General features: G+C 50.8%; 21 protein-coding genes. 8 read left to right on the top strand and 13 right to left on the bottom strand.

From position 1 onward, the window contains the following. Positions 1 to 5: 5 nt before the first annotated feature. Complete coding sequence (locus tag JHJ32_RS14890) at positions 6 to 2903, bottom strand: PD-(D/E)XK nuclease family protein (RefSeq protein ID WP_200121481.1); 2898 nt, start codon at positions 2901 to 2903, stop codon at positions 6 to 8. 39 nt (positions 2904 to 2942) lie between these two features. Between JHJ32_RS14890 and JHJ32_RS14885 the strand changes: the two genes are divergently transcribed. Both JHJ32_RS14885 and JHJ32_RS14880 read left to right on the top strand, forming a co-directional pair. Beyond that, entirely contained in the window at positions 2943 to 3665 is a 723-nt protein-coding gene (locus JHJ32_RS14885; protein WP_200121480.1) for a Crp/Fnr family transcriptional regulator, read from the top strand. A gap of 57 nt (positions 3666 to 3722) precedes the next feature. Then, positions 3723 to 4667: an NAD-dependent epimerase/dehydratase family protein gene (locus JHJ32_RS14880; RefSeq protein ID WP_233632678.1), complete on the top strand. Its 945-nt coding sequence runs from the start codon at positions 3723 to 3725 to the stop codon at positions 4665 to 4667. Here the strand turns inward: JHJ32_RS14880 and JHJ32_RS14875 are convergent. The 3 genes from JHJ32_RS14875 to JHJ32_RS14865 all read right to left on the bottom strand — a co-directional run bounded on the left by JHJ32_RS14875 (position 4644) and on the right by JHJ32_RS14865 (position 8875). Next, positions 4644 to 7952, bottom strand: a complete 3309-nt coding sequence (locus JHJ32_RS14875) for an exodeoxyribonuclease V subunit beta (protein ID WP_200121479.1) — start codon at positions 7950 to 7952, stop codon at positions 4644 to 4646. The two genes, JHJ32_RS14880 and JHJ32_RS14875, sit on opposite strands and share 24 nt — an antisense overlap. 70 nt (positions 7953 to 8022) lie before the next feature. Continuing rightward, positions 8023 to 8205: a hypothetical protein gene (locus JHJ32_RS14870; protein ID WP_079718090.1), complete on the bottom strand. Its 183-nt coding sequence runs from the start codon at positions 8203 to 8205 to the stop codon at positions 8023 to 8025. Between the two features lie 106 nt (positions 8206 to 8311). Further along, complete coding sequence (locus tag JHJ32_RS14865; RefSeq protein ID WP_233632677.1) at positions 8312 to 8875, bottom strand: methylated-DNA--[protein]-cysteine S-methyltransferase; 564 nt, start codon at positions 8873 to 8875, stop codon at positions 8312 to 8314. On the opposite strand from JHJ32_RS14865, the gene JHJ32_RS14860 reads away from it, so the two are divergent. Both JHJ32_RS14860 and JHJ32_RS14855 read left to right on the top strand, forming a co-directional pair. Beyond that, a complete protein-coding gene (locus tag JHJ32_RS14860; protein WP_079718092.1) occupies positions 8858 to 10051 on the top strand; it encodes an MFS transporter in 1194 nt (397 codons plus the stop codon). The genes JHJ32_RS14865 and JHJ32_RS14860 overlap by 18 nt on opposite strands. Positions 10052 to 10078: 27 nt before the next feature. Beyond that, positions 10079 to 10960 carry a bestrophin family protein gene (locus JHJ32_RS14855; protein ID WP_079718093.1) on the top strand — a complete coding sequence of 294 codons (882 nt, stop codon included), beginning with the start codon at positions 10079 to 10081 and terminating at the stop codon, positions 10958 to 10960. Positions 10961 to 10971: 11 nt separating this feature from the next. Here JHJ32_RS14855 and lipA read toward each other — a convergent pair whose 3' ends face one another. From lipA to JHJ32_RS14825, 6 genes are all read right to left on the bottom strand, one after another. Then, positions 10972 to 11853, bottom strand: coding sequence for a lipoyl synthase (gene lipA / locus JHJ32_RS14850; RefSeq protein WP_079718094.1), 882 nt, complete (start codon positions 11851 to 11853; stop codon positions 10972 to 10974). A 117-nt stretch (positions 11854 to 11970) separates the two neighbouring features. Next, on the bottom strand, positions 11971 to 13428 hold the full coding sequence (locus JHJ32_RS14845; protein ID WP_200121478.1) for a glycoside hydrolase family 76 protein: 1458 nt from the start codon (positions 13426 to 13428) through the stop codon (positions 11971 to 11973). Between the two features lie 53 nt (positions 13429 to 13481). Next, positions 13482 to 14489 carry a recombinase RecA gene (gene recA, locus JHJ32_RS14840; protein ID WP_200121477.1) on the bottom strand — a complete coding sequence of 336 codons (1008 nt, stop codon included), beginning with the start codon at positions 14487 to 14489 and terminating at the stop codon, positions 13482 to 13484. Positions 14490 to 14614: 125 nt separating this feature from the next. Continuing rightward, on the bottom strand, positions 14615 to 15292 hold the full coding sequence (nth, locus tag JHJ32_RS14835) for an endonuclease III (RefSeq protein ID WP_200121476.1): 678 nt from the start codon (positions 15290 to 15292) through the stop codon (positions 14615 to 14617). A gap of 9 nt (positions 15293 to 15301) precedes the next feature. Further along, on the bottom strand, positions 15302 to 15505 hold the full coding sequence (locus JHJ32_RS14830; protein ID WP_139378750.1) for a hypothetical protein: 204 nt from the start codon (positions 15503 to 15505) through the stop codon (positions 15302 to 15304). An 86-nt stretch (positions 15506 to 15591) separates the two neighbouring features. After that, positions 15592 to 17220: a S8 family peptidase gene (locus tag JHJ32_RS14825; protein ID WP_200121475.1), complete on the bottom strand. Its 1629-nt coding sequence runs from the start codon at positions 17218 to 17220 to the stop codon at positions 15592 to 15594. 471 nt (positions 17221 to 17691) lie between these two features. Between JHJ32_RS14825 and JHJ32_RS14820 the strand changes: the two genes are divergently transcribed. Then, the gene (locus JHJ32_RS14820; protein WP_233632676.1) at positions 17692 to 19815 is read left to right on the top strand and encodes a S9 family peptidase; all 2124 of its coding nucleotides are present in this window, start codon (positions 17692 to 17694) and stop codon (positions 19813 to 19815) included. On the opposite strand, the gene JHJ32_RS14815 is transcribed toward JHJ32_RS14820, so the two are convergent. Then, the gene (locus tag JHJ32_RS14815) at positions 19805 to 20038 is read right to left on the bottom strand and encodes a hypothetical protein (RefSeq protein ID WP_079718101.1); all 234 of its coding nucleotides are present in this window, start codon (positions 20036 to 20038) and stop codon (positions 19805 to 19807) included. The two genes, JHJ32_RS14820 and JHJ32_RS14815, sit on opposite strands and share 11 nt — an antisense overlap. A gap of 420 nt (positions 20039 to 20458) precedes the next feature. Between JHJ32_RS14815 and JHJ32_RS14810 the strand changes: the two genes are divergently transcribed. The 3 genes from JHJ32_RS14810 to argC are packed head-to-tail and all read left to right on the top strand — an operon-like array spanning position 20459 to position 23402. Then, positions 20459 to 21169, top strand: a complete 711-nt coding sequence (locus JHJ32_RS14810; RefSeq protein WP_079718102.1) for an N-acetyltransferase — start codon at positions 20459 to 20461, stop codon at positions 21167 to 21169. Positions 21170 to 21189: 20 nt separating this feature from the next. Continuing rightward, on the top strand, positions 21190 to 22380 hold the full coding sequence (gene argG, locus JHJ32_RS14805) for an argininosuccinate synthase (protein ID WP_370584531.1): 1191 nt from the start codon (positions 21190 to 21192) through the stop codon (positions 22378 to 22380). Between the two features lie 2 nt (positions 22381 to 22382). Further along, positions 22383 to 23402 carry an N-acetyl-gamma-glutamyl-phosphate reductase gene (argC, locus tag JHJ32_RS14800; protein ID WP_079718104.1) on the top strand — a complete coding sequence of 340 codons (1020 nt, stop codon included), beginning with the start codon at positions 22383 to 22385 and terminating at the stop codon, positions 23400 to 23402. A gap of 17 nt (positions 23403 to 23419) precedes the next feature. Here argC and hemL read toward each other — a convergent pair whose 3' ends face one another. Together hemL and hemB are read right to left on the bottom strand one after the other, a co-directional pair. Beyond that, a complete protein-coding gene (gene hemL, locus JHJ32_RS14795) occupies positions 23420 to 24799 on the bottom strand; it encodes a glutamate-1-semialdehyde 2,1-aminomutase (RefSeq protein WP_200121472.1) in 1380 nt (459 codons plus the stop codon). Positions 24800 to 24829: 30 nt separating this feature from the next. After that, positions 24830 to 25801, bottom strand: a complete 972-nt coding sequence (gene hemB / locus JHJ32_RS14790) for a porphobilinogen synthase (RefSeq protein ID WP_079718106.1) — start codon at positions 25799 to 25801, stop codon at positions 24830 to 24832. Between the last annotated feature and the right edge of the window lie 65 nt (positions 25802 to 25866).

The raw sequence follows: 25866 nt of genomic DNA, 5'->3' as shown, positions 1-25866 counted from the left end.
TGCCGTTATTCGTCTTCCGCCGGGTGAGGCATCCCGATAAACTCCCGGTACGGGTCGTTGGGATAATGCACCGCATCAGGATTATGGCGGAAGGGAATGTCCGGGTTGAACAGCTCCTCCAGCGTCTGCCGCAGGAATACCTCGAATTGGGCTTTGATGTCTTCCAATGCTGCACCTTCGGCAAGGTACCGCCCGCCCCGCCCGCTCATGTAAAACAGCGGCCCTTCTTTGCGTAGCCTGCGGGCAATGTACAGGTTGGGCTCCACGCCGCGCTTGCCCGTTACCTGCTCATACACATAGGTATAAAACAATGTCTGGATCATCGCCTTATTGCTCTTGGCCGATGCCGGTGCGAACAGCGTGTCCAGTCCATTGTATTTCACCTCGTCGCGCCCCGTTTTGTAGTCTACGATGCGCGTTTTGCCATTCACTTCATCCACCCGGTCAATAATGCCGTATAGCCGCACCGTGCGGGGCTGGCCCTGCACCGTAATCGGGAAGGCAAAGGAATAATCGCGCTCGTTTTCCAGCTCCACGATGCGCAGCGGGGCCACGTGCGTGGCATCATAATGCAGAAACACCGCGGCATACTCTTCGGCGACCTTGAGCAGGATGCGCTGCATGCTGTTGGGCGTTTGTATCCTTCCGGCCTCGCCGTATAGTTCCTTTGACAGCGCTTGCAGGCAGGTACGCGGCAACGCCTTAATTTGCTGGCGGATGCCTTGAGCCGTGATGGGGTCGTTCTCCGCTTTCAGCTCGGTATACGCATCCTCCATCGCCCGGTGCACCACGGAGCCCAGTCGGTTTAGCTCAAACTCCTCCGTCACCCTGGGCGGTTCCTTGATGCCTGCTACATATTTGAGGAAAAACAGCAAGGGCGATTGCAGGTAGGTGGTCAGCGCTGAGGCCGAGAGCTTCGGCCGGTCTGGGTTCGTATCGTCCAGGTAGCGGCTCAGCTTGTGCCACGCCGCCCCGGTTTTCGGCAGGTTGAGCGAAGGCGGTGCGGATATCGTTTTGATGGGTTGCTGCTGGCTGCGGTGGGCAAACGCAAACCGGCTTTCAAAAGCCAGCTGGCGTACAAACCGGCTCACCTCGCCGCTGTTGCTGTCATCCACCACGGCATTGTATACCACGGTAATGCGCCTGGGGTGGTGCAGCAAGCGGTAAAACAGGTATGCCGAGAGGGCATCCTGGTTTTCCAGCACCGGCAGCCCATGTGCGCGTCGGATGGAGTCGGGAATAAAAGTAGGCGCCGCCGTGATGTTGGGCAATGTCCCCTCGTTCGCTCCCACGACATACACTTCATCAAAGTCGAGGCAGCGGCTTTCCAGCAGCCCCATAATCTGGATGCCCTTTAACGGTTCGCCTTCGATGGGAGCCGACACGCCTTGGAGCGCCTTCCGGATGAGTGCACACAGGAAAGGCATCGGCAATTCAGGGTGGTTGGCCAGCCCTTCCTGCAGCAGATTGAGCGCTTTCTTCACCGCCAGGATGAGCACGGCTTCCATATGCCGCAGGGTATCGGTACGCTGGCGGTGGTGTAGCACGCCGTCCAATAAGACGTGCAGTGCCTGGAGCACGGCCTCATTGCTGCTATGCAGAACGAAGAAGGCCGGATAGCTGCCTGACTTCAGCCGGAGTTCAGCGGCGGGCACTTCAAGCCATTCGTTGGCGGTTATCTGTTCTTGCAGCGCCATCCGCTCTTCAAGCGATATACCGCTAAGCGGGTGGGTGAGCATGGCTTCCACATCCAGGTGATGCACGAAACGGCCTTGATTGGCAGCCAGCTGCTGCTGGACGGCCAGCCACCCGTCGATGTACCCGAACAAGGTAGACTGCATGAGTGGATAGCCCATGGTCACGTTAAAATCCAGGCCATCCGGCAAACTTTGCAACACCGGAATCAACAGGCTCTCATCAGCGAGGATGACGGCCGTGCTGGTGGGCGCCTCACGGTCCGCCGCCCGGTCGGCCAACAAGTTCGGCAGGAGTTTGGCCTGTGCCACCTTGCCCGCGGTAGCCAACAGCTCAATGCGGTCGGTTTTTGCGCCCAATACGGCCGGGAAATCGCCCAGCGCATTCCGAAGGCCGTATTGCCGGATATTTTTGCGGAGGAAGAGCCCAGCCTCCTGCAACTCGTCATCGAGGTAGTAGCTGTCTGCGTCGAAATAGAACAACGCCTTTCCGGCGTCTTGCCACCGGGTGAACAGGCTTGCTTCGCAACGGTTGAGCGCGTTGAAGCCTACAAATGCGGCCTGTTTATATGCCGCAAGGAAATTAGGCTTGGCGGCACGCCCCTCCACGAGGTCGCGGTAAATGCCAGCCGTTGTGGCCAGCCGCTGGCGGGCCAATTCTTCTTTGAACCGTTGGTACAGCCGAGGCAGGCGCCCCCACAGCTGCAGGAATTTCTGCTGGATGGCCGTTTGTTTGCCCACGGAAAACGATTCCCAAAACTGCCGCATAAACCGCTGCTGTTCGGCCGAGAGGTGGGGGAAGCGCTGCTGAAGCAGGGCGATGTCGCGCAGCTCGGCATAAACTTCTTCCGGCTGCACGAGGTCATAGTCCAGCTGGGCAAAATCACTCAGGATGGTTTCGGCCAGGGGATAAAACTCATCCGGCGACTCCTCGGGCCGTCCCTCCTCCCGCAGCAATCCGTTATGCAGGCCATGCAAGACAAAAAATTGGGTGAGCGGACTGGCTTCCGGCAGGGAGGCCGACTGCCGAAGAAATTCCTGGATGGTAAAAAATGACGGACTCCAAAGCGGCTTGCCCGACAGGTCGGCCAGGTGCTTCCGCAGGAATACGATGGGACGCTTGTTGGTCAGCACGACAGCCACGTCTTTCAGGTCATCGCCAAAGCGCGATAATAAATCTGCTGCAACTTGTCTGAGGAATGGGGGCATGCCGGGAATCTGGAGTTTAACGTTCGCCGAGCAAACATAATGAAAATCGTTTACAAATTAACGGGCAATTGTCTTCGTTCAACCACCCATTGCAACGACCACTCCGGACGCGGGTTACAGGCGGTCGCCCTTAAGGCCGATTTGCGGCAGCAAGGAAGTTTCTGTACCTTTAAAGCCATGGATAACTTTTTGGCTGCTTTGCGAAAATATGTGCCGATATCCGAAGAGGATGCGGCATATTTCTATTCTTTTTTCAAGAAGAAGCAGTATCAACGCGGAGAATTATTGCTTAAGGAAGGCGAGGTGGCTCATGAAGTGTTTTTTGTGATGAAAGGCGCGTTGCGTCAATATTTCTTCAATGAGCGCGGTGATGAACGAACATGTAACTTTACTTTTGAGCATCAATTTGTGACCGATTTGGAGAGTTTTTCAAGGCAGGCGAAATCGGCCACGCATATTATTGCCTTAGAGCCTGCAGCTTGTCTGGTGTTGACTTGCGAGGATGCCGTAACCTGCCTTAAGGAGTCGCCGGCTGTAGCCTCGCTGTTCGGCCTGATTGTCGAAAATTTAGCTACTGATACTATCCGGCGGATTCGATCGCTTTTGTCCAAAACGCCCGAAGAGCAGATTGAAGAACTGACGAAGACAAACCCCGAGATGCTGCGGCGCGTGCCGCAGCGGTATATCGCCCAATATCTTGGCGTGGCACCCGAAAGCCTCAGCAGAATTAGAAAACGGATGATTGCCAATCAAAAATCTTAACCCAAGTCATCGTCCGAGATAAATACCGCACCGTAGTTTTGTATAAAATTAATTGGTATGCAAACGATATTAGGTTCTGGGGGAGCAATCGGTAACCTGTTGGCGAAGGAACTGACGGCGTTCACCTCAAAGGTAAGACTGGTCGCCCGCAATCCCACACGCGTAAATGAAAATGACGAGTTATTCCCTGCAGATTTATTGGATGCCTCGCGGGTATCGGAAGCCGTTGCAGGCTCGGATGTGGTGTATCTGACAGTCGGATTGCCTTATGACAGCCGGGTATGGCAGCGCCAATGGCCGACGGTAATGCAGCATGTGATCGATGCCTGCTTAGCGCATCAGAGCCGGTTGGTGTTTTTCGATAATGTATACATGTATGATAAAGACAGTATCCCACATATGACCGAGAAGAGCCGGATAGATCCGCCTTCCAGGAAGGGAAAAGTGCGCGCGCAATTGGTGCGTATGATTGATAAAGCTATGGCTGATCATTCGTTGCGAGCACTCATTGCACGAAGTGCCGATTTCTATGGACCGGACGCTAGTAACGGGTTGCTCAATCTGCTGGTGCTGGAGGATATGGCGAAAGGAAAGAAACCCAAATGGCAAGGCGACGTTCACAAAATCCATTCGTTTACCTATACGCCCGATGCGGCAAAAGCTACGGCGATTTTAGGGAATACCGCCGGTGCATACGGCCAGGTATGGCACCTGCCTACCTCGGCCGAGCGGTGGACCGGCCAGCAATTTATCGAAACAGCGGCTGCCCTGTACGGCACGAAGCCGGCATGTATGCTGCTGCGGCCATGGATGCTGCGGTTTGGCGGGCTTTTTAGCCGGACAATTGCTGAGTTGGTAGAGATGCAATATCAGTACAACCAGCATTATTTTTTTGACAGTGAACGGTTTTGCCGCGAATTCGGGTTTACACCGACAACCTATGAGGCGGGAATGAAGGCGGTGCTGGCCTCCCGCTATTCAGACTTCCACCAACGTGCCTAACATTCCATAATACACATACCCTTTCACGTCAGGCATGCCCATTTCTCGGAGCGTCAGCATGTAATCGGATACTTGCCTGCGGTGTGCATCGTCTTCGTGCTGCGTAAATTTGAAGTCCACCACGATGGTTTCATCCGGACTCACCAGCACCTTGTCAGGGCGCATGGTGCGGCCATTCGGCAGGATGATGCTCCGCTCGTCCCAGTGCTCATAGTCACCGCTGAACCACTGGGCCAGTTGCGGGTGGCTCAAGGTCGACAATGCGAGGGTACGTACGTCCGCCCGATCGTCTTCCATGAGCATGCCCTCCGTCTGCAATGCGTCCAAATGCGCGTCCAAATCCGTTGCCGAAACCAGTCCGGCCATCAGCTCATGCAACAATTGCCCCTGGCGTTTGGCGGCATCCAGCCGTACGATGTCCAGTTCGGCCTGTATCTCCGGCCGGACCAGCTCCTCCTTCAGCCGCGCGGAGGCGGGGTAGTAGGCAAAAGACCAGCCGTCGGGCGCGGGGGCTTCGGTTACGCGGGTATCCGGTGCTGGAACGTCACCCACCTGGATGCCGCTGCGGAACGCCACTTCCAGTTCATCCGCAATGCCGGGCAATACCTCAAGCAGCAGGTCACCGGCAAGCAGTGTGTTGATTTCGCTATCGCCTTTCTTGCCGGGAGCGGTAACATAGAGGTGTTTGCGCGTGCGGGTAGTGGCTACGTAAAATGTGTTGAGGGCATCCATGTAGTTGAACAGCATCTCTTCGAAATATGCTTGGTATAGGCGCGACTTGCCAAGGTCGCTCTTGTACTTGACGGGGGTTTTGTGCAGCAGCGCATAGGGCGTGTCTTCGGTACCTACCCAGAAATTGCCGTTGGTACGCCCGTCGATGGGCCAGCTGCAGAAGGGAATCATCACCACATCAAACGCCAGTCCCTTGGATTTATGGATGGTCAAGACCTCTACGGCATCTGCCCCGCCCGCGGCAGGTAGTGCCCGGTCGATGCCATCCTCTTCCCAGTAAGTGAGGAATGCCGGTATTCCGCGCTCGCCAGTGGCCGTAAATGCGGCAACGAGGTCGCGGAAGGCAAAGAGGTAGGGAAGGCTTTCCTCGTTTTTCTGCAGCCCATATGCCACGATAAGCGACTCGATGAGTTCGGCCAGCGGCAACTGCGACCATGCCTCCCAATTGCTGCACAGCGGTTCGGGCAGCAGTCCCGCCAGTTCCGTGGGCTTGCAGGTGCTTATCCGCGTCCAGTCATCCGGCAATACTGCTTCGCCCGGGCGGATCAGTTGGCTGTACAGGTGCACACAGTTGGCCGTGTACAACGCCACGTCGGGCAGTTTGCCTACCAACGCACGCAGGGTATCCACCAGTAGCCGGATGGCAGGATGGTTGGCCAGGGCCAGCGCATCGCCCGATATCACGTCAAATGTCACGGACGCTTCCCGTTGTTTATCGAGCAGGTACTGGATGACTTCCCGGGCTTCGTTGTTGGTGCGTACGAGGATGCCGATTTGCCCCGGCCGGTAGGTGCCCGCGGACAGCCAGCCGATGAGCGTACCGGCCAACCGGGTGAGTGCTTCTTCCTTCACCGCACTGGCGCGGTGGTTGTTGCTCGTTACATCGATGAATTCCACCTGTACGGTACCGCCTGGCTTCTTTGCGCTGGGCGGTAGTTGCTGGAGGCTATCCCGGTAAGCCCGGATGATGGTATCGTGGTTGCCGGAGGGTTTCCACCAGCGTGCATATTGCTCTTCGCCCAGTTCAGTGAAGATGCGGTCATTCAGGCGTTGTTGCAGCCATTGGGGGGCACGTTCGAAAATGTAGTTGTTGAAGGCCACAATGTTGGCATGGCTGCGGTAATTCACCTCCAGCGTTTCATTGCGGATGAGTGCAGCGGTATCCGTTATGTTGAATGCCGTGCCGATCTGCTGCTCCGCACGGTCCAGCAGGATGCGCCAGTCGCCATTGCGCCAGCGGTAAATACTTTGCTTGACATCACCCACGATGAGGTGTTCGGCGTGCCTGCCCGAAGCATTTCCCATGGCGTTAATGAGCAAGGGGCGCAGGTTGTCCCATTGCTTGCGCGACGTATCCTGGAATTCGTCGAAGAGGAAATGGCGGAAACGGTTGCCCGTCTTTTCCCAGATGAAGGTCGGATCGCCCGACTCGTTGATGCCGATGTTATTGAGCAGTATCTGCGCGTCACTGATGAGCTGGGCACCGTTGTCCCGGCGCCACTCGGCGAGCAGGGTACTCATCTCTTTGAGCAGGCGCAGGTAATACAGGTTCTCGTCGATGGCTTTGGCCAGGTAGTAATCCGGACTTTGCTCGGTGTACAGATTATACAGCCTTTCCAGTATCGGGTTCAGTTCACTGTATAGCGCGGCCACCTGCCCGGTCAGCCCGCCTTTTTGCCATTCATCCGGGTTGTGGATGTACTTCTCCAGTTTTTTAACGGTATCGTGCGGGTTCTGCGCCGAGAGACTGGCCAGCTTACCCAGCTGGTTTCGCGACTTCCCCGCCATATCCATCACATCCACACCCGAGGCAGCGAAGGTGTCGGCGGCCATTTTGAGCAGCTGCTCAAAAGCATCCTCAAACTGCTTGATGGCCGCTTTGCAGTAGCTGTCCAAGCTGGCAAACAGCTCCTGTTCGGGGATGTCCGCTACCGCCTTGTCGAAGTCCTGGAAATCTTCCTTAAAGATTTCCGAAGCCAGATCGCTCAGCGCCCAGCGGTAGTTCCAGTTTTCATCCCGGTCTATCCGCACCTGTGCGTAGTCCATGATCCACTGCAGCAGGTCCGGGCGCTCGTCCAGCAGGCGGTTGAGGCGGAGCACGAGGTCGGCTTTGACCTTGCGGATGTTCATTTCCAGTTTATATCCCGCGTCGATACCCAGTTCGAACGTGAAGCCGCGGATAACCTTCTGCGTAAACCCATCGATGGTGCTCACGGCGAAGCGGCTGTAATCGTGCAGGATTTTGCGGTACACCGCCGCTGCACGTTGCTGCAACGTGACCGCATCCCACTGCGGATAAGCTTCCAGCAGGATTTCGCGGTAGCCGGTGGCTTTATCCGTTTGCTTTCCATCCCCGATGGCCAGTGCTTCCAGCACCTCAAGGATGCGGCCTTTCATTTCGGCTGTGGCCTTGTTGGTAAAGGTGATGGCCAGTATCTCCCGATATTTGGTTTCGCCTGAAAACAGCAGCGTGAGGTAATGCGCCGTAAGGCTGAAGGTCTTGCCGGACCCAGCGGAGGCTTTCAGTATTTTCAGTGGAGGTACGGTGGGCATTGTCCTGTATTTTCGGGATGAAGATAAGGAATTTTACGCACAGCCGCCTTCCTTCCGTATACATGCCGACTTACGATTTGCGCTTACCGTGCCCAGGTTGCGAATAGGAGGGCGGGTCGCTGGCCGGAAAGGTTTGCTCGACTTCCTCGTCCATCCTACGCTCTTGTTTTTCCCTTTCTTCGTCCTTCTCCGTTTCCTTCAGATCGTCTTTTTCCTCATTTTCCGGTGGTGTTGTTTTCTTGTTGTCGTTCATGGCTAACTACTTGTTTGCTGTACGGAACATTCCGTTTGAAGGAAAACAATCAGGAGCAGTCGATGTTTTCCCGAATATAAAACCACAGGCTCGGTGTATACTTTCTTTACACGAACAGCGACTGTTGTTTATAGGGGCTTTCATGTTCGAGTAACCATTTTTTCCGCCACAGTCCTCCCGCATAGCCGATGAGGGAGCCGTCACTGCCGATGATCCGGTGGCATGGCACCACAATCCAAAAGGGGTTTTGTCCGTTGGCCGCCGCTACTGCACGAATAGCTTTCACATCGCCTAACCTCCGTGCGAGCTCCAGATAGGAGCAGGTTTTCCCAAACGGGATGTCAAGTAAAGCCTGCCAAACCCGACGTTGAAAGTCGGTGCCTTTAAAATTCAGCGGCAAGTCGAACGTCGTGCGTTTCCCGTCAAAGTATTCCTGCAGCTGTTTCACCGCTGGTTTGAGACGCTCTGGAACAATTGCCGAAGTTGGTGTGGTTCCTGGATCGGAGATGGAAATCGATGTAAGGCCGCTTGTGCTGCCTTTGATGGCAGTAATACCGAGCGGGGTCTGTATAAAGGCTTCTTGGGGCTCCATACGCAATGATACTGAATTTCCGTCAGCTTGCCGGATGATTTCTTTAACTTTGCCACCACCATGCAGCGTTTCTCGCATCCCATCTATAATATACCATTTGCCTTACTTTGCCTGAGCTCGCTACTGTTTTCTGCGAGTTTTAACATGCTGATTCCCGAGCTACCGGCATACTTGAGCAGCTTGGGCGGCGGTGAATACAAAGGGCTTATCATTGCCCTGTTTACGCTTACGGCCGGTATTTCTCGCCCGTTCAGCGGCAAGTTGACCGACACGATAGGCCGTGTGCCGGTGATGGCTGTGGGATCTGTGGTTTGTTTTGTATGCGGATTCCTTTATCCTGTGCTGGGCAGTGTGGCGGGCTTCCTGTTCCTAAGGCTTGTTCACGGATTTTCCACTGGTTTCAAGCCCACGGCCACAGCAGCGTACGTGGCTGATGTGGTGCCCAGGGCGCGTTGGGGTGAAGCGGCGGGTATCCACGGGCTTTGCTTCAGCATGGGGATGGCCATTGGTCCGGCGGTGGGCAGTGCCATCAGCCAATATTATTCCATCGATGCATTATTTTATTGCTCGTCAGTTTTTGCATTGCTTTCCATCGTGATATTGATGAATATGAAGGAGACTTTAGCTCCGGAACAGCGGCAACCGTTGCGGTGGTCATCCTTCCGCATCGCGCGCACGGATATCATTGATGGCCGCGTAATGCCAGCGGCCATTGTTACCTTGCTGTCTTATGTGGCCTATGGAGTCATTTTGACGCTGATTCCCGACTGGTCGGGGCATCTCGGTGTGGCCAACCGGGGCGTGTTTTTCGTCGTCTTTACGATCGCTTCATTGTTGATTCGCTTCGTTGCTGGCCGGCTTTCCGATCAGTATGGTCGGGTGGTGGTGATCAAGTATGGGCTGATTGCCCTTATATTATCGTTATCTATATTGGGCTGGGGCGATAACCTCCTTTGGCTGATGGTGGGGGCGGCCGTATACGGGATCGCTACCGGTATTCTTTCTCCGGCGGTAAACGCTTGGACGATAGACCTCAGCCATCCTCAACATCGTGGCAAAGCAATGGCTACCATGTATATCGCGCTAGAGGCAGGAATCGGTATCGGGGCATTGGTGTCGGGTTGGATATACCATGATGCGGTTTTCCGTATACCGCTTATTCTATATGGCGCTGCTGGTGTAGCAGTCATTGCCTGGTTATATCTTTTGGGCTACCGGAACGACAGCAGCGGCGAAAAAATTACCAACTTGTGATCTCGGCCAATTCGTTATGTTTGCGTTATGATTGTTTATAGCTCCAAAGACTGGTTTCATGCTACGTTTACGTTGCATAAGTCCGATACGATACGCAAACTATTCCCGTTGCTGCTACTGATGGGTCTGTATTCATGGGGAATTGCCTATTGGGAACTCGAGTATTTAAAACTGTCCGAGCGGAGCTGGGTAAGAAACATCACGATTTTGCACAATCTATTGGGGTTTGTTATGTCTATCCTGCTGGTCTTTCGTACTAATACAGCATATGATCGCTGGTGGGAGGCACGGAAGCAATGGGGAGCATTGACCAACGCGAGCCGCAACATGGCAATTAAGTTAAATGCCTTCCTTACACCACAAGATGAGGCCAACCGGGATTTTTTCCGGAAAACCATTGCTATGTACGCCCATACGCTGTTTGAGCACCTGCGTTCAAATAGGACGAAGTTTATGCTCGATGAAAAATACCACTCCGAATTTGAAGTGCTGGACAGCCGCAAGCATGGGCCGAATCAGGTGGCTGCGCTGCTGTACACCCGTACGAATCGTCTGTATAAGGAAGGTTTGCTTACCGGCGACCAATTGATTGTGGTTAACAACGAGTTGTTGGCGCTGACCGATATTTGCGGCGCTTGTGAGCGGATCAAAAATACGCCCATACCCTGGTCATACAGCTCGTTTATCAAGAAGTTTATCATCCTCTACGTCGTTACCCTACCGCTGGGTTATGTGTTTTCCATGGGGTATTTCGTTATTGCCGCGGTGCCATTTGTCTTTTACGTGATGGCATCATTGGAAATTATCGCCGAATCCATTGAAGATCCGTTTGGGGAAGATCCCGACGACCTACCCATTGACAAAATGGGAGAGAATATCCGTAAACATATAGAAGAGATTATCCGCTGAGGGACGACCGCTCATTGCATATCAAACAGGTGTTTCTCTGCGTGGTAGGACGATCGTACCAACGGACCACTTTCTACGTACTTAAAGCCCATCCGTAATCCGACTTCTTGATAATACTTGAACTGGTCGGGAGTAATCCACTCCACCACGGGATGGTGTGCCTTGGTGGGCTGCAGGTATTGACCAAGGGTGAGAATATGCACGCCCGCTTCATAGAGGTCGGTCATCGCCTCGATGACATCAGATTCTGTCTCGCCGAAACCGAGCATGATACCGGATTTGGTACGCAGCCCGGCAGCGGCGATGCGGCGTAGGCAATCCAAGCTTCGGTCGTACTTGGCCTGTATCCGCACCTCGCGGGTAAGACGGCGTACAGTCTCGAGGTTATGCGATACCACTTCAGGCCGCACGGCCAGCACGCGTTCCAGGTTTTCCCAGTTGCCTTTGAAATCGGGGATGAGGGTTTCCAGCGTAGTGCCGGGGCTTTCGCGGCGGATGGCATTGACGGTCTCGGCCCAAATGGTGGAGCCCCCGTCTTTGAGGTCATCGCGGTCTACCGAAGTGATCACACAATGCTTCACCTGCATGAGTTTCACCGATTGAGCCACCCGGTTGGGCTCATCCCAATCAACCGCCAAGGGCCGTCCCGTAGCCACGGCACAGAATGAACAAGAGCGGGTACAGATGTTGCCCAATATCATGAAGGTGGCCGTGCCGGCGCCCCAGCACTCACCCATATTGGGGCAGTTGCCACTCTCGCAGATGGTATGGAGTTTGTGTTCGTCTACCAATCCGCGCACATGCCTGTATTCTTTACCTACCGGTAGCTTTACGCGCAACCAATCGGGCTTACGTTGCAATTGGTTTGCTGGAATGACGGGAAGTTCAATCATAAAGGCAAAGTTAGGGATTAATCTTGAAATTGTCTATACCTACTCCCCGGTGCCCGATATTCTGACATTCGGTAAGCAAACATCGGCACGTTAGCCCGCCGCCCTTGCACAGATTGTTTAATTTTCCTTTGTCGACTCATACCCTGCAAGCAGGGCATATTCTGCCGCAAAGGCAAACTCAAACATCCCTTCAACGTTGTGGTTGTCTTCATTCCATCCCTGCAGCAGGTCGGGAGGCAGTAAGCCGTTATGCAGGAAATTGTCGTACCCGTAGTCAAGGTTTTGCTGATATGTATTGATATACGGGCCAACTTGGTCATAAAAGGGATAAGCCGCTACATACGCACGCATAAGTACCCCATTGAACCAGTTGTTGAAACCGCTTACGTCGTATACGTAATATCCAGGTAGTGTTTCGCTCATCTTGGCGAAGTGCCAAAAACTGTTGTTGGACAGGCTCTTTAGGTCATCCAGGTAAGTTGCTTTTTGGGTTACACGGTAAAGATCTACTGCGCCGGAGAGTATCGCCCCTGTGTTGTAGGAATATGGTGGCCCCACGCGGTCGGTCAAAGGCGTGTTGGCACGGTATCGAACGCCATTATTTATTTCGTAGGTGATTTCACAATTTCTGCAGCCTCCTAAAAAGTCGTCATACACACCATCGTCCCGTAGCAGGTGTTTTTTTTGCCAGGCATACACGGCTTCCGCAAACTGTAGGTAGTAGTCGCTCTTTTTCATCGCTTTTGTTTCACGGTTACCGTTAGTGCCGATGTAGCGGTGGGTAATTTCTTCGTTATTGTCGGCATATCGTTCATGTAGCCATACCAACGAGCTAATAAAGGGACCGTTGCTACAGGCATGTTTGGTGGTATAGCCGGGACCCCATGGGATACCACCATGCTCCTCGCCCGATTCATCGCGTGTGCAGTCCCACCCATCCAACACGTAGCTTGTCAGGTATTCAGCTTGCTCAAGATATCGGGGTTCTCCGGTGAGCTGATAGGAATGTAGTAGCTCCCTGACCAGCCATTGCTGGTCGTCGTATACATTCTCGATACCGGCAACGTTGGCGGTACCCTTGCTGGAGGAACGATGCACGCCATAGACCGACCATTCGCGGGTTTGGGTAAATGAAGTCAGTTCGAAGGTGCCCTGGTAGTAGGCCAAGTTGTCATACAGCCGGTGGAGCAGATTGCAATAACGCCCGAAGTGCGCATCATAACGTGCATGCTGCCCCTGTGCCTGTTGCGTCTCCAACGCATGCAGGATAGCATTGACGGCTTCTATTGCAGCCGTGTACATCCATACACTTCCTTTTTCCTCCGAACGTACGTCGGTATAGGGATTGTAGAACCGTGCCATGGCCATGTCGTCGCCGCTGAAGTAACGAGCAACGGCCTCATCGGCGATTTCGATGGCGCGCATTAAATTTCGCCCCGAAATATCGGCGTTGGCGGTATCAGTCATATTCCCGCCATCGCCGGCAGGGCCTTGGTTTTTCCAACTGCTTGGACCGTCACTACAGGTAACCGAGGCTAATGTAAGTGACAAATATAAGAGTATTAGCGATTTCATGTTTTTTAGTTTTGTAAGTCACGCAGTACCCTTGGGGAAACAAAAAAGGAGCTTTATAGCTCCTCTAGTTTTTCAGCGGTTACTTCCGCTTTGATTTTCGCTTCCAGTTCATCCATTAAATCAGGATTGTCAAGGAGCAAATTCTTCACGGCGTCGCGTCCCTGCCCGAGTTTGGTGTCACCATAACTAAACCAGGATCCGGATTTTTTGATAATATTGAAGTCTACTCCCAAATCAATGATTTCGCCGGCTTTGGAGATGCCTTCGCCAAACAAGATATCAAACTCGGCGACACGGAATGGGGGAGCTACTTTGTTCTTTACAATCTTTACTTTTACCCGATTGCCGGCTACCTCGTCTGCGTCCTTGATTTGTGCCATGCGGCGGATGTCTAAACGTACAGAGGCATAAAATTTGAGGGCGTTACCACCGGTGGTTGTTTCAGGGTTACCAAACATGACACCGATTTTTTCGCGCAATTGGTTGATAAAGATGCAGCAGCAGTTTGTCTTGGAAATCGTGCCGGTAAGCTTACGTAGGGCCTGGGACATCAAACGGGCTTGGAGTCCTACCTTGGAGTCGCCCATCTCGCCCTCAATTTCACCTTTAGGTACAAGTGCAGCGACAGAATCTATGACGATAACATCGATAGCTCCAGATCGAATTAAGTTGTCCGCAATTTCCAATGCCTGTTCGCCATTGTCAGGCTGGGAAATCAATAAGTTTTCAATGTCTACACCCAGCTTTTTCGCGTAATATTTGTCGAACGCATGCTCCGCATCAATGATGGCAGCAATACCACCTTTTTTCTGAGATTCGGCGATGATGTGTGTGGCCAACGTTGTTTTACCGGAAGATTCAGGACCATATATTTCGATGACCCTGCCTTTCGGCACACCGCCGATACCTAAGGCAATATCTAGCCCGATGGAACCGGTGGATATGGCATCTATAGGCTCAACTGCAGAATCACCCAACTTCATGATCGTGCCCTTCCCGTACGATTTCTCCAGTTTATCTAAAGTAAGCTGTAAAGCCTTCAATTTATCTTGGTTGCTCATAGTTTTAGTAATTATTCGGTCAAAGGTAAAATTTATTCGGATTATATACTAATTTTTTTCGTTTTTTTTGTTGGCGGCTGGCCGCCGTTATTATTCGGCTACGGCTGCACCGGGTTCTGGGACATTCAATCTTCTCGATTTTGAAATGTCTTCTGGTCTGCTAACCTGCCAACTTTCTCATAGTACCGGCACATCCATGTAATGGGGCATTCCTCACATTTGGGCTTCCGGGCTATACAGATATATCGGCCATGTAAAATTAACCAATGGTGGGCAATTGCCAAAGTGTCTTTCGGTAAATATTTGACCAATTGTTTTTCAACGGCGAGTGGAGTCTTGGCGTTATCGGTAAGTCCGATACGATTGGCTACCCGAAACACATGTGTATCCACGGCGATAGCCGGGGCGTGGTAGATCACGGATGCAATAACGTTGGCGGTTTTACGGCCTACACCAGGGAGCTTTTGAAGGTCTTCTATCTTTTGTGGTACAACGCCACCGAAATCACTTATCAGCTTTTGTGCCATTCCCACCAAGTGTTTCGCTTTGTTGTTTGGATAACTTACACTTCGGATATATGTGTAGACTTCACCCGGAGAACTTGCGGCGAGGCTTTCGACGTCAGGAAAACGGCTGAACAACGCAGGCGTTACCTGATTGATGCGTTTGTCCGTGCATTGCGCGGAAAGGATCACTGCTACGAGCAATTCATAGGGATTGCTATAATTCAATTCGGTCTGAGCATCTGGATTATGAGTAGAAAAATGGGCAACAAAGGCCCGGTACCGTTCCTTCTTGAGCATTGCTGTTTCTCATATCAATGGCGTACGCCTGGCCTTAGAGTAGGAGGTGATTTTGCTGATGCTCCGGGCATGTGGTTGACGTAGAAGTGCATCCATCTGGCCTTTTATCAGATCATAGAGCAATTCGTCATCAAAATCCAGCCGGATGTTTTCCTTGTCTAATTTTTTGATGATTCCCTGGGTAGGGATTTTCGTGGTATAAGTTTCTGTCATAAGCATCAATCAATAAGTCATACGTACATTATAACGCCATAAACAGCGTATTAGTATGATGCTTGGTGATGGTCTGGGAAATTTTGCTATTTATTAGCGGGTTCTGCGGCTTTTTCAGCAGCGAGCTGGAGTGCCTTATATGCATTTACGATACCACCTGTTACGCAAATTTCATTCATGGACACCCGCATGCTCCGGCCGTCGGGTCCGGTTACTTTTACCCGCTGGTCTACGCGTGTGACAGACTGCATGATAATGCGCTTCACCTCCACCGCTGGAAGCTGCGGATAGTAGGAGCGTATTAGCGCCGCAAGCCCGGCTACCACGGGAGCAGCCATGCTGGTGCCCTGCTGGTCCTTGTAGGTCGAGCCAGGCATGGTCGAGTGGATATCAACACCGGGAGCAAATACATCAACTGATCGGCGGCCATAGTTGGAGAACGAAGCGATCAGATCCCCGTCATTTTTCCAGTGGCTAGCGCCTACTTCTATCCATGCGTCGGCTTCTCCTTTATTGATGCCCAGGCTGTCGACGTAATTGCGGTTGGGAAAGTTGGGATTGGCGTCGTTATCCTGGCCTTCGTTGCCAGCTGCGTGGACAAGAAGTACATCATTTTCCATGGCAAACTGCACAGCGTCATCCACCACCTGCTTGTCTTTGGCGAATGCTTTGCCAAAACTCATATTGATGACTTTTGCGCCATTTTCCACCGCATACCGGATGGAATTGGCTACGTCCTTGTCACGTTCGTCTCCATCAGGTACAGTGCGTAGCACCATGATGCGCACATCATCCGCCACGCCTTTGATGCCCATGTCATTATTGCGTATCGCTCCAATGATACCGGCCACATGGGTGCCGTGATCGGCGTCCGGACCAATGACGTCGGGATTGCCGTAATAGCGTTCACGACTGTTTTCATAGTCATCGCCTACAATAGGACGGGAGTCGTACTCTTTGTTGAGGTGGTAGTTGACTTGGTTATTGAAGTGGGTAACCCCCTCTTCGAGCTCTTCATAAAATTTATTGAAATCAGGCTTGTCTTTCAGTTCTTTACGGACAATTTTCAATGCCATCTTTTCGAAATCCCCTTCGGGTCGATAGTTGTCAAAGTCAGCAAGCGTCGGGTTTTCCTTGCCCATCCGGGCCACCATCGTATCGATTGTACGTTTCAAGCCGGTGTAACTAATCTGCCCGAACCGTGCTTCCTGCATTTTGTTGGCATAGTAAGTGACCATTTTTTGGTATTCCTGGAATTCCCTGCGTTCTTCTCCGCTCATGGGGGTAGTGGGCAGCACGGATACGTACTTAGGCTCCAGTTCCCTCACCAAGCGTGTTACCTCCAAATTGTCATATTGCACGTTTTCACCGTTGGCATTGCCCAAAAAATTCCATCCATGCTTGTCGTTGATGTAGCCATTGCCGTCTTCATCAACACCGGTGATCGTACTGTCTTTTTCGTTTATCCAGATGATATCTTTAAGATCTTCGTGATTGACATCTACACCGCCGTCAATCACGGCGACAATTACGGGGGTGCTTTTTTTGTCTTTCAGTAACTGCTCATAAGCTTTCTCAGTGCTAATACCCATAACCCCATCTTGCTCATAATCCAGATTGAACCAATTGGCAGGCGGCGTATTTTTTGTTTGTCCGAAAGAAAAAAGGGGTAACAGAATGATGAAAAATGCATTGAGCAATTTGTGGAACGCCATACAGTGGTTTCTTTTAAAGTGTGCGGGCAAATATACTGTTTATTGCCGCGACGTAATGATTAAAATTCATCTTTTGCGGTAAGCTGTTCAATGGCGGACAAGCGGCCGGCAACTTACCTAACAAAGACGCGAATCGTCTCATTTTGATAAGTATCGGGGGAAAAAGTTTAATCCATTAATGAGAATTTATTCCAGATCATCATAAAACTTATTCTTCAGCGGTGGTTGGAGAGCAGTATCAGGCAAACGCATAAACACAAAAGAAAACAAACACTTGTTAAAAAAAGCAATTTTATCTTAGTTTGTATTGGAGTAACCACCGTGTGAACAAAGCATCTTATTTGACAACTGTGCTACCGTTTTTCCTAACGTGTCTGGGTGTGCCGCTCCACACTTTGCGAATAGTTGTTTCACATTGGTTTATTATTAGCTTTTACTCTCATGGATACTAAAATTATTTATATGTTGCTAATGAGCACAATAGCTTCCGCTTGTACCCAAACCAAAATTAGTCGGACACCGTATGAATGGCCTGATGCCGATGCGCCTGTGGCGGACATAAAGCCGCATGTCCGTACACTACATGGGGATACGGTGATTGATAATTATTTCTGGCTGAACGATTATTTCAAAAAGGGGCCCGATTCGGCAGCCGTTATTGCCTACCTCGAAGCGGAGAATCAGTACACCGATACAATGATGAAGGATACCGAGCCGTTGCAGGCAAAGCTATTCGACGAAATGAAAGGCCGCATCAAGGAGCAAGATGAATCCGTGCCATACTTCAAAAATGGCTATTATTATTACACCCGTACCGAAGAAGGTAAGCAGTACTTCAAATACTGCCGGAAAAAGGGCTCGCTGGATGCGTCCGAAGAGGTGCTCCTTGATATCGATGCCATGGCCGAAGGATACCCGTATTATGCAGCAGGAGGCTTCAATGTTAGTCCAGATAACAAGTTGCTTGCTTATGGTGTGGATACCGTGTCGCGGCGTCAGTACACCCTTTATATCAAAAATTTGGAGACCGGTGAAATCTTGGAAGACGTGATTTCCGGTACGTCGGGCGGGTCTGTATGGGCTAATGATAACCGGACACTTTTTTATACAAAAAACAATCCGTCTACGTTGCTTACGGAGAAGATTATGCGGCATGCCTTGGGTACCGATAGCAAAGAAGACGTTACAATATATCACGAGCGGGACAATACAAACTATATCGGGGTAGCCAAAGCCAAGTCAAATAGATTTATTTATATATACTCCGGGGGTACGCTGTCATCCGAAATCCGTTATTTGGAGGCGGATAATCCGGCAGGTACCTTTAAGGTGTTTCAACCCCGTATGAAGGATGTGCTATACAGTGTGACGGCGTTGGAAGATCGGTTTCTCATTGTGACCAACCACCATGCTCAGAACTTTAAGCTGATGGAGTGTCCATTGGATCGCACTGGAGTAGAAGACTGGCAGGAGGTAATCCCTCACCGGGAGGATGTGCTGTTGGAGGATGTGGAGGAGTTTAAGGATTTTTTGGTGGTGTCCGAACGTAAGAATGGGCTTGTTCAGTTGGCTATCCGAAATTTGAGAGACGGCACAGCGCATTACTTGGATTTCGGGGAGGAGGCCTATACGGCTTACGTATCCGCTAATCCCGCGTATGAAACGGCTACACTTCGCTATGGCTATACCTCACTTACCACGCCTTCGTCTACATACGATTATGACATGAATATGCGAGAAAAGAGGCTGCTGAAACAACAAGAGGTAGTCGGGGGTTATAATGTGGCGGATTATGTGACCGAGCGCTTGTATGCTCCCGCCGAGGACGGTACGCGGGTGCCTATCTCGCTGGTGTACAAAAAAGGGGTGAGAAAGGATGGCAACGCTCCATTGCTATTGTATGGATACGGCTCGTACGGAGCCACGATGGATCCATCGTTCAGCGCTGCGCGGTTGAGCTTGTTGGATAGAGGGTTTGTCTATGCGATTGCTCATATACGGGGCGGACAGGAAATGGGCAGGCAATGGTACGAAGACGGCAAGATGTTAAAAAAGAAAAATACATTTACCGATTTTATCGCGTGTGGCCGGTTTCTGGTGGCGGAGCGGTATACTGCCCCCGAACATCTGTATGCGATGGGAGGCAGCGCGGGCGGACTATTGATGGGGGCTGTAGTGAACATGGCACCCGACCTGTGGCATGGTATCGTCGCACAGGTTCCGTTTGTGGATGTAGTCAACACCATGCTTGACGAAACCATACCATTGACAACCAACGAGTATGACGAATGGGGAAATCCCAACGATGAAGAAGCATACCTATATATGAAAAGCTATTCCCCTTACGAAAACATAGCGGCCAAGAACTATCCCAATATATTGGTGACTACCGGCTTGCATGATAGCCAGGTTCAGTACTTTGAGCCTGCTAAGTGGGTAGCTAAGCTACGCGCGATGAAGACCGATAATAATGTGCTCCTCCTGAAAACCGAAATGGACTTTGGGCACGGTGGCGCATCCGGACGGTTTGATTACCTTAAGGAAATGGCCTTGGAATACGCGTTCCTGTTGGCACTGGAAGGGGTTAGGGAGTAGACGAGGATGTGTTTTTTTCCTGCGCTTCTTTTTTTCGCATCTCGAAATTCTGTACGGCATTTCTGCTCGCTCTTGAAGAGGCGAATATGGCACCTGCGGCGAGGATGACGATAATGATGATCCCCCAGATTCCCTTGCGCCTGTCCTGCTTCATCAACCAGATGAGAAAGGCGATGAGTGGTATAGCGAAAATAACGATAAAAAACCAACTGGTTCCAGTCATAATGCCACAAAGGTCGGAAGAAAACCTATGGTTTGCAAATATTGGTAAATGTTAAAACAGCTATTAATTCGTTAAAAAATATTTGGTTAAAGAAAAAAAGCTTATATTTGGCACCCAAATTGCAGCAAGGCTGTAATAGCTTTAACGATGAACACAAAAACTATAATCGCAGCGCCTACCGTGTCGTGCTTTCAGCACCACACGATGTGTTTTTTGTGTGAAAAATCAACCGCCGAACGACCGGTGCTTCGATTCCGACGACCCATATTGCCCCGGGCTTAATAGTGGGGCATCCCTTCCGAAAAACGTACAGTATTAGGTCCGATAGCTGTACATCATCAATGATTTTTAGCGTTTTTTTACATCATGGAAGACACACAACTTCGGTTGGCTGTTTTCAGTTTTTGAGGTCCTTAGTCAATGGAACTTTCAGATTTTTTGGTAATTCCTGCAACCGAACAGCATGTTGGTTATGCCCAACAGATTTGCGATGAAATGGCCGAATCGGCAAAAGCCAGGGGGACTGGTATTGCTCGCCGCAGTCCGGAGTACGTAGCAAACAAGATGCGGGAGGGGAAGGCAGTGATAGCGCTGCGCAAATCAGACAAAGCCTGGGCTGGCTTTTGTTATATCGAAACCTGGAGCCACGGCGACTTTGTGGCCAATTCAGGGCTGGTAGTTAATCCCCAATTCCGGAAGGTAGGGTTGGCAAAGGCCATAAAAAAACGTATCTTCGACCTCTCCAGGGAGAAATATCCCAAAGCGAAGATATTTGGGCTTACTACCGGATTGGCGGTAATGAAAATCAATTCAGAACTGGGATACGAGCCAGTGACATATTCCGAGCTTACACAAGATGAAGAGTTTTGGAAAGGCTGCCAAAGTTGTGTTAATTATGATATTCTCACGGGCAAGCAGCGCAAAAATTGCATGTGTACAGCCATGCTTTGGGATCCGGTAGAAAAAGAAAGGGAATTGCGCGAACGGATCGAAATGAAGGCGAAGGCGAAGGAACGGCTGAAACAGATTACCAAGAAGTCGTCGCTTTTAAAACGGATAGAAGCGAAATTGTGGAAATCCACCAAAAAGATGATTACGGCTTTTATAGCCCGGCATCCAAGAACGGTATAGTTACATCATTTACTAAAATAATAATGAAGAAAGTCGTATTAGCATTCAGTGGAGGACTCGACACCTCGTTTTGTTGTATTTATTTGTCAAAGGATTTGGGGCTGGAGGTCCATTCGGTCATTGTCAACACAGGCGGATTCTCTGGGGATGAGCTCGCTCAAATTGAACAGCGGGCGTATTCCCTTGGCGTAAAGTCACATGCCGTGGTAGACGAGACACAAAACTATTACGACAGCAGCATTAAATACCTTATTTTCGGCAATGTGTTGAAAAATGCCACTTATCCGCTTTCTGTGAGCGCCGAACGGGTGAGTCAGGCTACCGCTATTGCCAACTATGCCAAGAAAATCGGTGCAGAATATGTGGCCCATGGCAGTACCGGTGCGGGCAATGACCAGGTGCGGTTTGATATGATTTTCAATACCCTCATCCCCGAGGTGGCGATCATCACACCGATACGTGATCTAAAGCTGAGCCGGGAGGAAGAAATCGAATACTTACATAAGCACGGTGTTGCGTTTAATGCTGAAAAGGCACGCTATTCCATTAATAAAGGTATCTGGGGTACTTCTGTAGGCGGGAAAGAGACACTCACTTCGCATGAAACCTTGCCTGAGGAAGCTTGGCCTACACCGGTGACTTCCGAGACGCCCCGCCGCGTGACCATTGATTTCGAAAAAGGCGAGCCGGTGGCATTGGATGGCAACCGTATCGGTCCTGTGAAGGTCATACAAGAACTGCAGGCCATCGCTCAGCCGTATGGCATAGGACGGGATATCCACGTGGGCGACACCATTATTGGTATCAAAGGCCGCGTAGGATTCGAAGCGGCTGCGCCTTTGGTTATCATTAAGGCGCATCATACGCTGGAGAAACATACACTTACTAAATGGCAATTGAGCTGGAAAGATCAACTGGGGGCGTTTTACGGCAATTGGATGCATGAAGGGCAGATGCATGATCCAGTGATGCGAGATATTGAGGCATTCTTGCAAAGCGCTCAACAAACCGTAACCGGTAAGGTCTTCGTCGAATTGCATCCATATCGGTTTGTTGTAATAGGTGTTGAATCGCCGCATGACCTCATGTCCAATAAATTTGGAAGCTATGGTGAAATGAATAATACTTGGTCCGGTGATGATGTAAAAGGATTCTCCAAGATATTTGGCAATCAAGTGTCTATTTGGCACAAGGTGAACGAAAAGCAGTGAGCATGACCAAACTTAAAATAGGCATTATTGGTTCGGCGGGATATACAGGCGGCGAACTGTTGCGCATCCTGATTTATCATCCTTATGTCGATATTGCATTTGCGCATAGTGCGAGCAATGCGGGCAATAAGGTTTCAGACGTACACACGGACTTACTTGGTGATACGGATTTGCGCTTTAGCGACATGCACCACAACGATATCGATGTGCTGTTTCTCTGCGTTGGCCATGGCGATGCCCGGAAATTTTTGGAAGCCAATGTCATTGAGCCGCATGTGAGGATTGTTGATCTTTCACAAGACTATCGACTAAGTGATAACTCTGTTTATCAAGGTGTTTCTTTTGTGTATGGTTTGCCTGAACTGCAACGCGAAATCATTTGTACGGCACGGTATGTTGCCAACCCGGGGTGTTTTGCCACGGGTATCCAGTTGGCGCTGCTACCATTGGCTGCCAACGGGCTGCTACCGAATCAGGTTCATGTGAATGCGACAACGGGGGCTACGGGTGCGGGCCAAAAGCCTTCGGCGACTTCGCATTTCAGTTGGCGCAATAATAACTTATCCGTCTACAAAGCCTTTACCCATCAGCACCTGCAAGAAATAACAGAATCATTGGAAACGTTACAGCCTGGTTTCCTGCCGGCCGACGGAAGCTCATTGTTGCAAAGGGCACAACAGCGAATCAATATGATCCCTCAACGGGGTGATTTTACTCGAGGGATTCTATCAGCCATTTATTTGGATAGCGAGCTTAGTGAAACCGAGGCTTACGCGCTGTATGAGGCATATTATGCCTCGCATCCGTTTACTCATGTAAGTAAGAAAGCTATCGATTTGAAACAGGTGGTGAATACAAACAAATGCCTCCTGCATGTGGAGCAGCACGGCGATAAACTGTTTATCGTAAGCATTATCGATAACCTGCTTAAAGGAGCCAGTGGCCAAGCCGTGCAGAATATGAACCTGTTGTTTGGCCTTGAAGAGACGGCCGGCCTACGATTGAAGAGCGTGGCATTTTAAGTGCATAAGCCTACGGATCAAACCGCGGGCTTATGCCGAAATACTTCATCCAAGCTTTCAAAAATTGCGCGTTTTGCCTTCTCAAGCTCAATTTTGCTATGAGCTGCGGAGACGAATCCTACCTCATAGCCCGAAGGGCCGAGGTAAATGCCCCGATTGAGCAGTTCGCGGTGAAAGGTTTTGTAGTACTCCATGCTGGCTGGGTCAATGTCGCTGGCAGCCCGGATATGGGCTTTATCGGTAAACGCAAACCAGAAGATTGAACCTACGTTGAACACGTTAACCCGATAATTTTTAGCCTTGGCATATCGCTGGATAGCGTCGGCAAATTCTTCGGTTTTGGTATTGAGATTTTTATAGAAGTTGCTCGTGCGTAATTCGGTGAGTTGTGCTATTCCTGCTGCCATAGCAACCGGATTGCCTGAAAGCGTACCCGCTTGATAAACGCCGCCGTCGGGCGAAATAAGGCGCATCAGTTCGGTTGAAGCACCGTATGCGCCGACGGGCATCCCTCCTCCGATAATTTTGCCATAGGTGATGATATCCGGCTGTACATCATAGTGGGCAGCGGCCCCCTCAAATCCCAAACGGAAGCCCGTGATGACCTCATCAAAAATGAGCAAGCTGCCGTTTGCCTTGGTGATATCCCTCAAGAATTGTATGTACGCGCTTTCTTGGATAAGCAAACCATTGTTTGACGGGATTCCTTCGATGATGACCGCTGCAATCTGTTCTTTGAAGTTCGCGAAGGCTGTCTCCAAGGCCGTCTTATCATTCAAAGGGATAACAATCGTTTCGTCTGCAAACGCCTTTGGTACACCAGCCGAAGAGGTTTCGCCAAAGGTAACCAAACCCGATCCAGCTTTGACCAGCAGTGCGTCGGAATGGCCATGGTAGCAGCCTTCGAATTTGATAATCTTATCGCGCCCGGTATACCCACGAGCCAGGCGAATGGCGGACATCACCGCCTCCGTACCCGAACTGACGAAGCGTATTTTTTCAATGTACCTGTTATTTTTGAGTATAAGCTCGGCAAGCTCATTTTCCAGTGCTGTGGGGGCGCCGAAGCTTAATCCTTTCGCAAGCGTTTTGGTTACCTTTTCGCGTATTTTAGGGTGATTGTGGCCCAATATCAGTGGCCCCCATGAACAACAGAAATCGATAAACTGGTTCCCGTCTGCATCCCAAAGGAAGCAACCGTCACCACGTTCAATGAATAACGGGGTGCCGTAAACCGATTTGAATGCCCGCACGGGTGAGTTAACCCCGCCCGGGAAATAATTTTTGGCTGTTTCATAAAGTTCTGCAGACTTCTCCCGTGAGATATCTCCTTTCTTTCCGGCTGATGGCCGGGTGTCATCGCTTCCGCCAAAAGCTTTTTTCAGTGAATTCAGCATAATAAATATGATCGTGTTTTTCTTTATTCCCTAAAGCCATTTCTTTTCCAGCACTTCCTTCGCATGGTAGGTGAGGATTGCGGTGGCGCCCGCACGCCGTATACCCATAAGCACCTCCATCGTGGCCCGTTGCTCATCAAGCCAGCCGTTGCGCGCAGAAGCCTTGATCATGGCGTATTCCCCGCTTACGTTGTATGCAGCAATTGGTAGGTCAAAATTGTCTTTGAGTAATTTGATGACATCCAAATAGGGGAGCGCAGGTTTCACCATCAAGAAATCGGCACCCTCCTGCGTGTCCAAATGGGCTTCTATCAAGGCTTCCCGTTGATTTGCCGGATTCATTTGATACGTCTTTTTATCACCGTGCTTTGGGGCTGAATTCAGCGCATCACGGAAAGGGCCATAAAAAGCGCTGGCATATTTTGCGGTATACGACATGAGGGATACCTTGGAGAAGCCGTTTTCATCCAGTACCTTACGGATATAGCCGATCCGGCCATCCATCATATCCGATGGGGCAATAATATCAGCGCCAGCCTGTGCATGGGCCAAGGCCATCTTAGCCAGAATGTCCAAGGTTTCATCATTGAGGATTTCGCCATTTTCTACAATGCCATCGTGTCCGTCGCTGCTGTAAGGATCCATCGCTACGTCCGTGACCACGCAGGCCTCGGGGAAATGCTGTTTTACCTCACGGATGGCCCGAAGGTATAAGCTGTCTTCCCGTAAGCTTTCGGACGCATATTTGTCTTTCAGTGCCTCGTCAATATTGGGGAACAGATCAAATGCACGTAATCCAAGGTTCAAGCACGCCTCCACTTCCCGTAGTAACCTATCAATGGAGTATCGGTAAATACCTGGCATAGACGCCACCTCTGTCTGTACATCCTTTCCGTCGATGATAAACAATGGGAATATCAGATTGGAGGCGCTTAGTCGTGTCTCCTGTACCATATCACGTATAACCGCCGATTTGCGGTTCCTTCTAGGACGTATCAGCATGTGTTCAGTATCTTTATTTTGTGTGCGCTATAGCCGTGCCGGGCATCAGGTACAGCTATAATTCC

The sequence above is a fragment of the Parapedobacter sp. ISTM3 genome (assembly GCF_016533505.1).
GTDB classification, from domain to species: domain Bacteria; phylum Bacteroidota; class Bacteroidia; order Sphingobacteriales; family Sphingobacteriaceae; genus Parapedobacter; species Parapedobacter luteus.
This window is presented reverse-complemented; position numbering and strand designations above follow the sequence as displayed.

Bases quoted from the DNA above. Each gene is read 5' to 3' on its own strand.
- JHJ32_RS14890 (WP_200121481.1), bottom strand. From the start codon at position 2,903: ATGCCCCCATTCCTCAGACAAGTTGCAGCAGATTTATTATCGCGCTTT.
- JHJ32_RS14825 (WP_200121475.1), bottom strand. From the start codon at position 17,220: ATGGCGTTCCACAAATTGCTCAATGCATTTTTCATCATTCTGTTACCC.
- JHJ32_RS14815 (WP_079718101.1), bottom strand. From the start codon at position 20,038: ATGACTGGAACCAGTTGGTTTTTTATCGTTATTTTCGCTATACCACTC.
- JHJ32_RS14820 (WP_233632676.1), top strand. From the start codon at position 17,692: ATGAGCACAATAGCTTCCGCTTGTACCCAAACCAAAATTAGTCGGACA.
- recA (WP_200121477.1), bottom strand. From the start codon at position 14,489: ATGAGCAACCAAGATAAATTGAAGGCTTTACAGCTTACTTTAGATAAA.
- JHJ32_RS14870 (WP_079718090.1), bottom strand. From the start codon at position 8,205: ATGAACGACAACAAGAAAACAACACCACCGGAAAATGAGGAAAAAGAC.
- lipA (WP_079718094.1), bottom strand. From the start codon at position 11,853: ATGATTGAACTTCCCGTCATTCCAGCAAACCAATTGCAACGTAAGCCC.
- hemL (WP_200121472.1), bottom strand. From the start codon at position 24,799: ATGCTGAATTCACTGAAAAAAGCTTTTGGCGGAAGCGATGACACCCGG.
- JHJ32_RS14860 (WP_079718092.1), top strand. From the start codon at position 8,858: ATGCAGCGTTTCTCGCATCCCATCTATAATATACCATTTGCCTTACTT.
- hemB (WP_079718106.1), bottom strand. From the start codon at position 25,801: ATGCTGATACGTCCTAGAAGGAACCGCAAATCGGCGGTTATACGTGAT.
- JHJ32_RS14845 (WP_200121478.1), bottom strand. From the start codon at position 13,428: ATGAAATCGCTAATACTCTTATATTTGTCACTTACATTAGCCTCGGTT.
- nth (WP_200121476.1), bottom strand. From the start codon at position 15,292: ATGCTCAAGAAGGAACGGTACCGGGCCTTTGTTGCCCATTTTTCTACT.
- JHJ32_RS14810 (WP_079718102.1), top strand. From the start codon at position 20,459: ATGGAACTTTCAGATTTTTTGGTAATTCCTGCAACCGAACAGCATGTT.
- JHJ32_RS14830 (WP_139378750.1), bottom strand. From the start codon at position 15,505: ATGACAGAAACTTATACCACGAAAATCCCTACCCAGGGAATCATCAAA.
- JHJ32_RS14880 (WP_233632678.1), top strand. From the start codon at position 3,723: ATGCAAACGATATTAGGTTCTGGGGGAGCAATCGGTAACCTGTTGGCG.
- JHJ32_RS14875 (WP_200121479.1), bottom strand. From the start codon at position 7,952: ATGCCCACCGTACCTCCACTGAAAATACTGAAAGCCTCCGCTGGGTCC.
- argC (WP_079718104.1), top strand. From the start codon at position 22,383: ATGACCAAACTTAAAATAGGCATTATTGGTTCGGCGGGATATACAGGC.
- JHJ32_RS14855 (WP_079718093.1), top strand. From the start codon at position 10,079: ATGATTGTTTATAGCTCCAAAGACTGGTTTCATGCTACGTTTACGTTG.
- JHJ32_RS14885 (WP_200121480.1), top strand. From the start codon at position 2,943: ATGAAAATCGTTTACAAATTAACGGGCAATTGTCTTCGTTCAACCACC.
- JHJ32_RS14865 (WP_233632677.1), bottom strand. From the start codon at position 8,875: ATGCGAGAAACGCTGCATGGTGGTGGCAAAGTTAAAGAAATCATCCGG.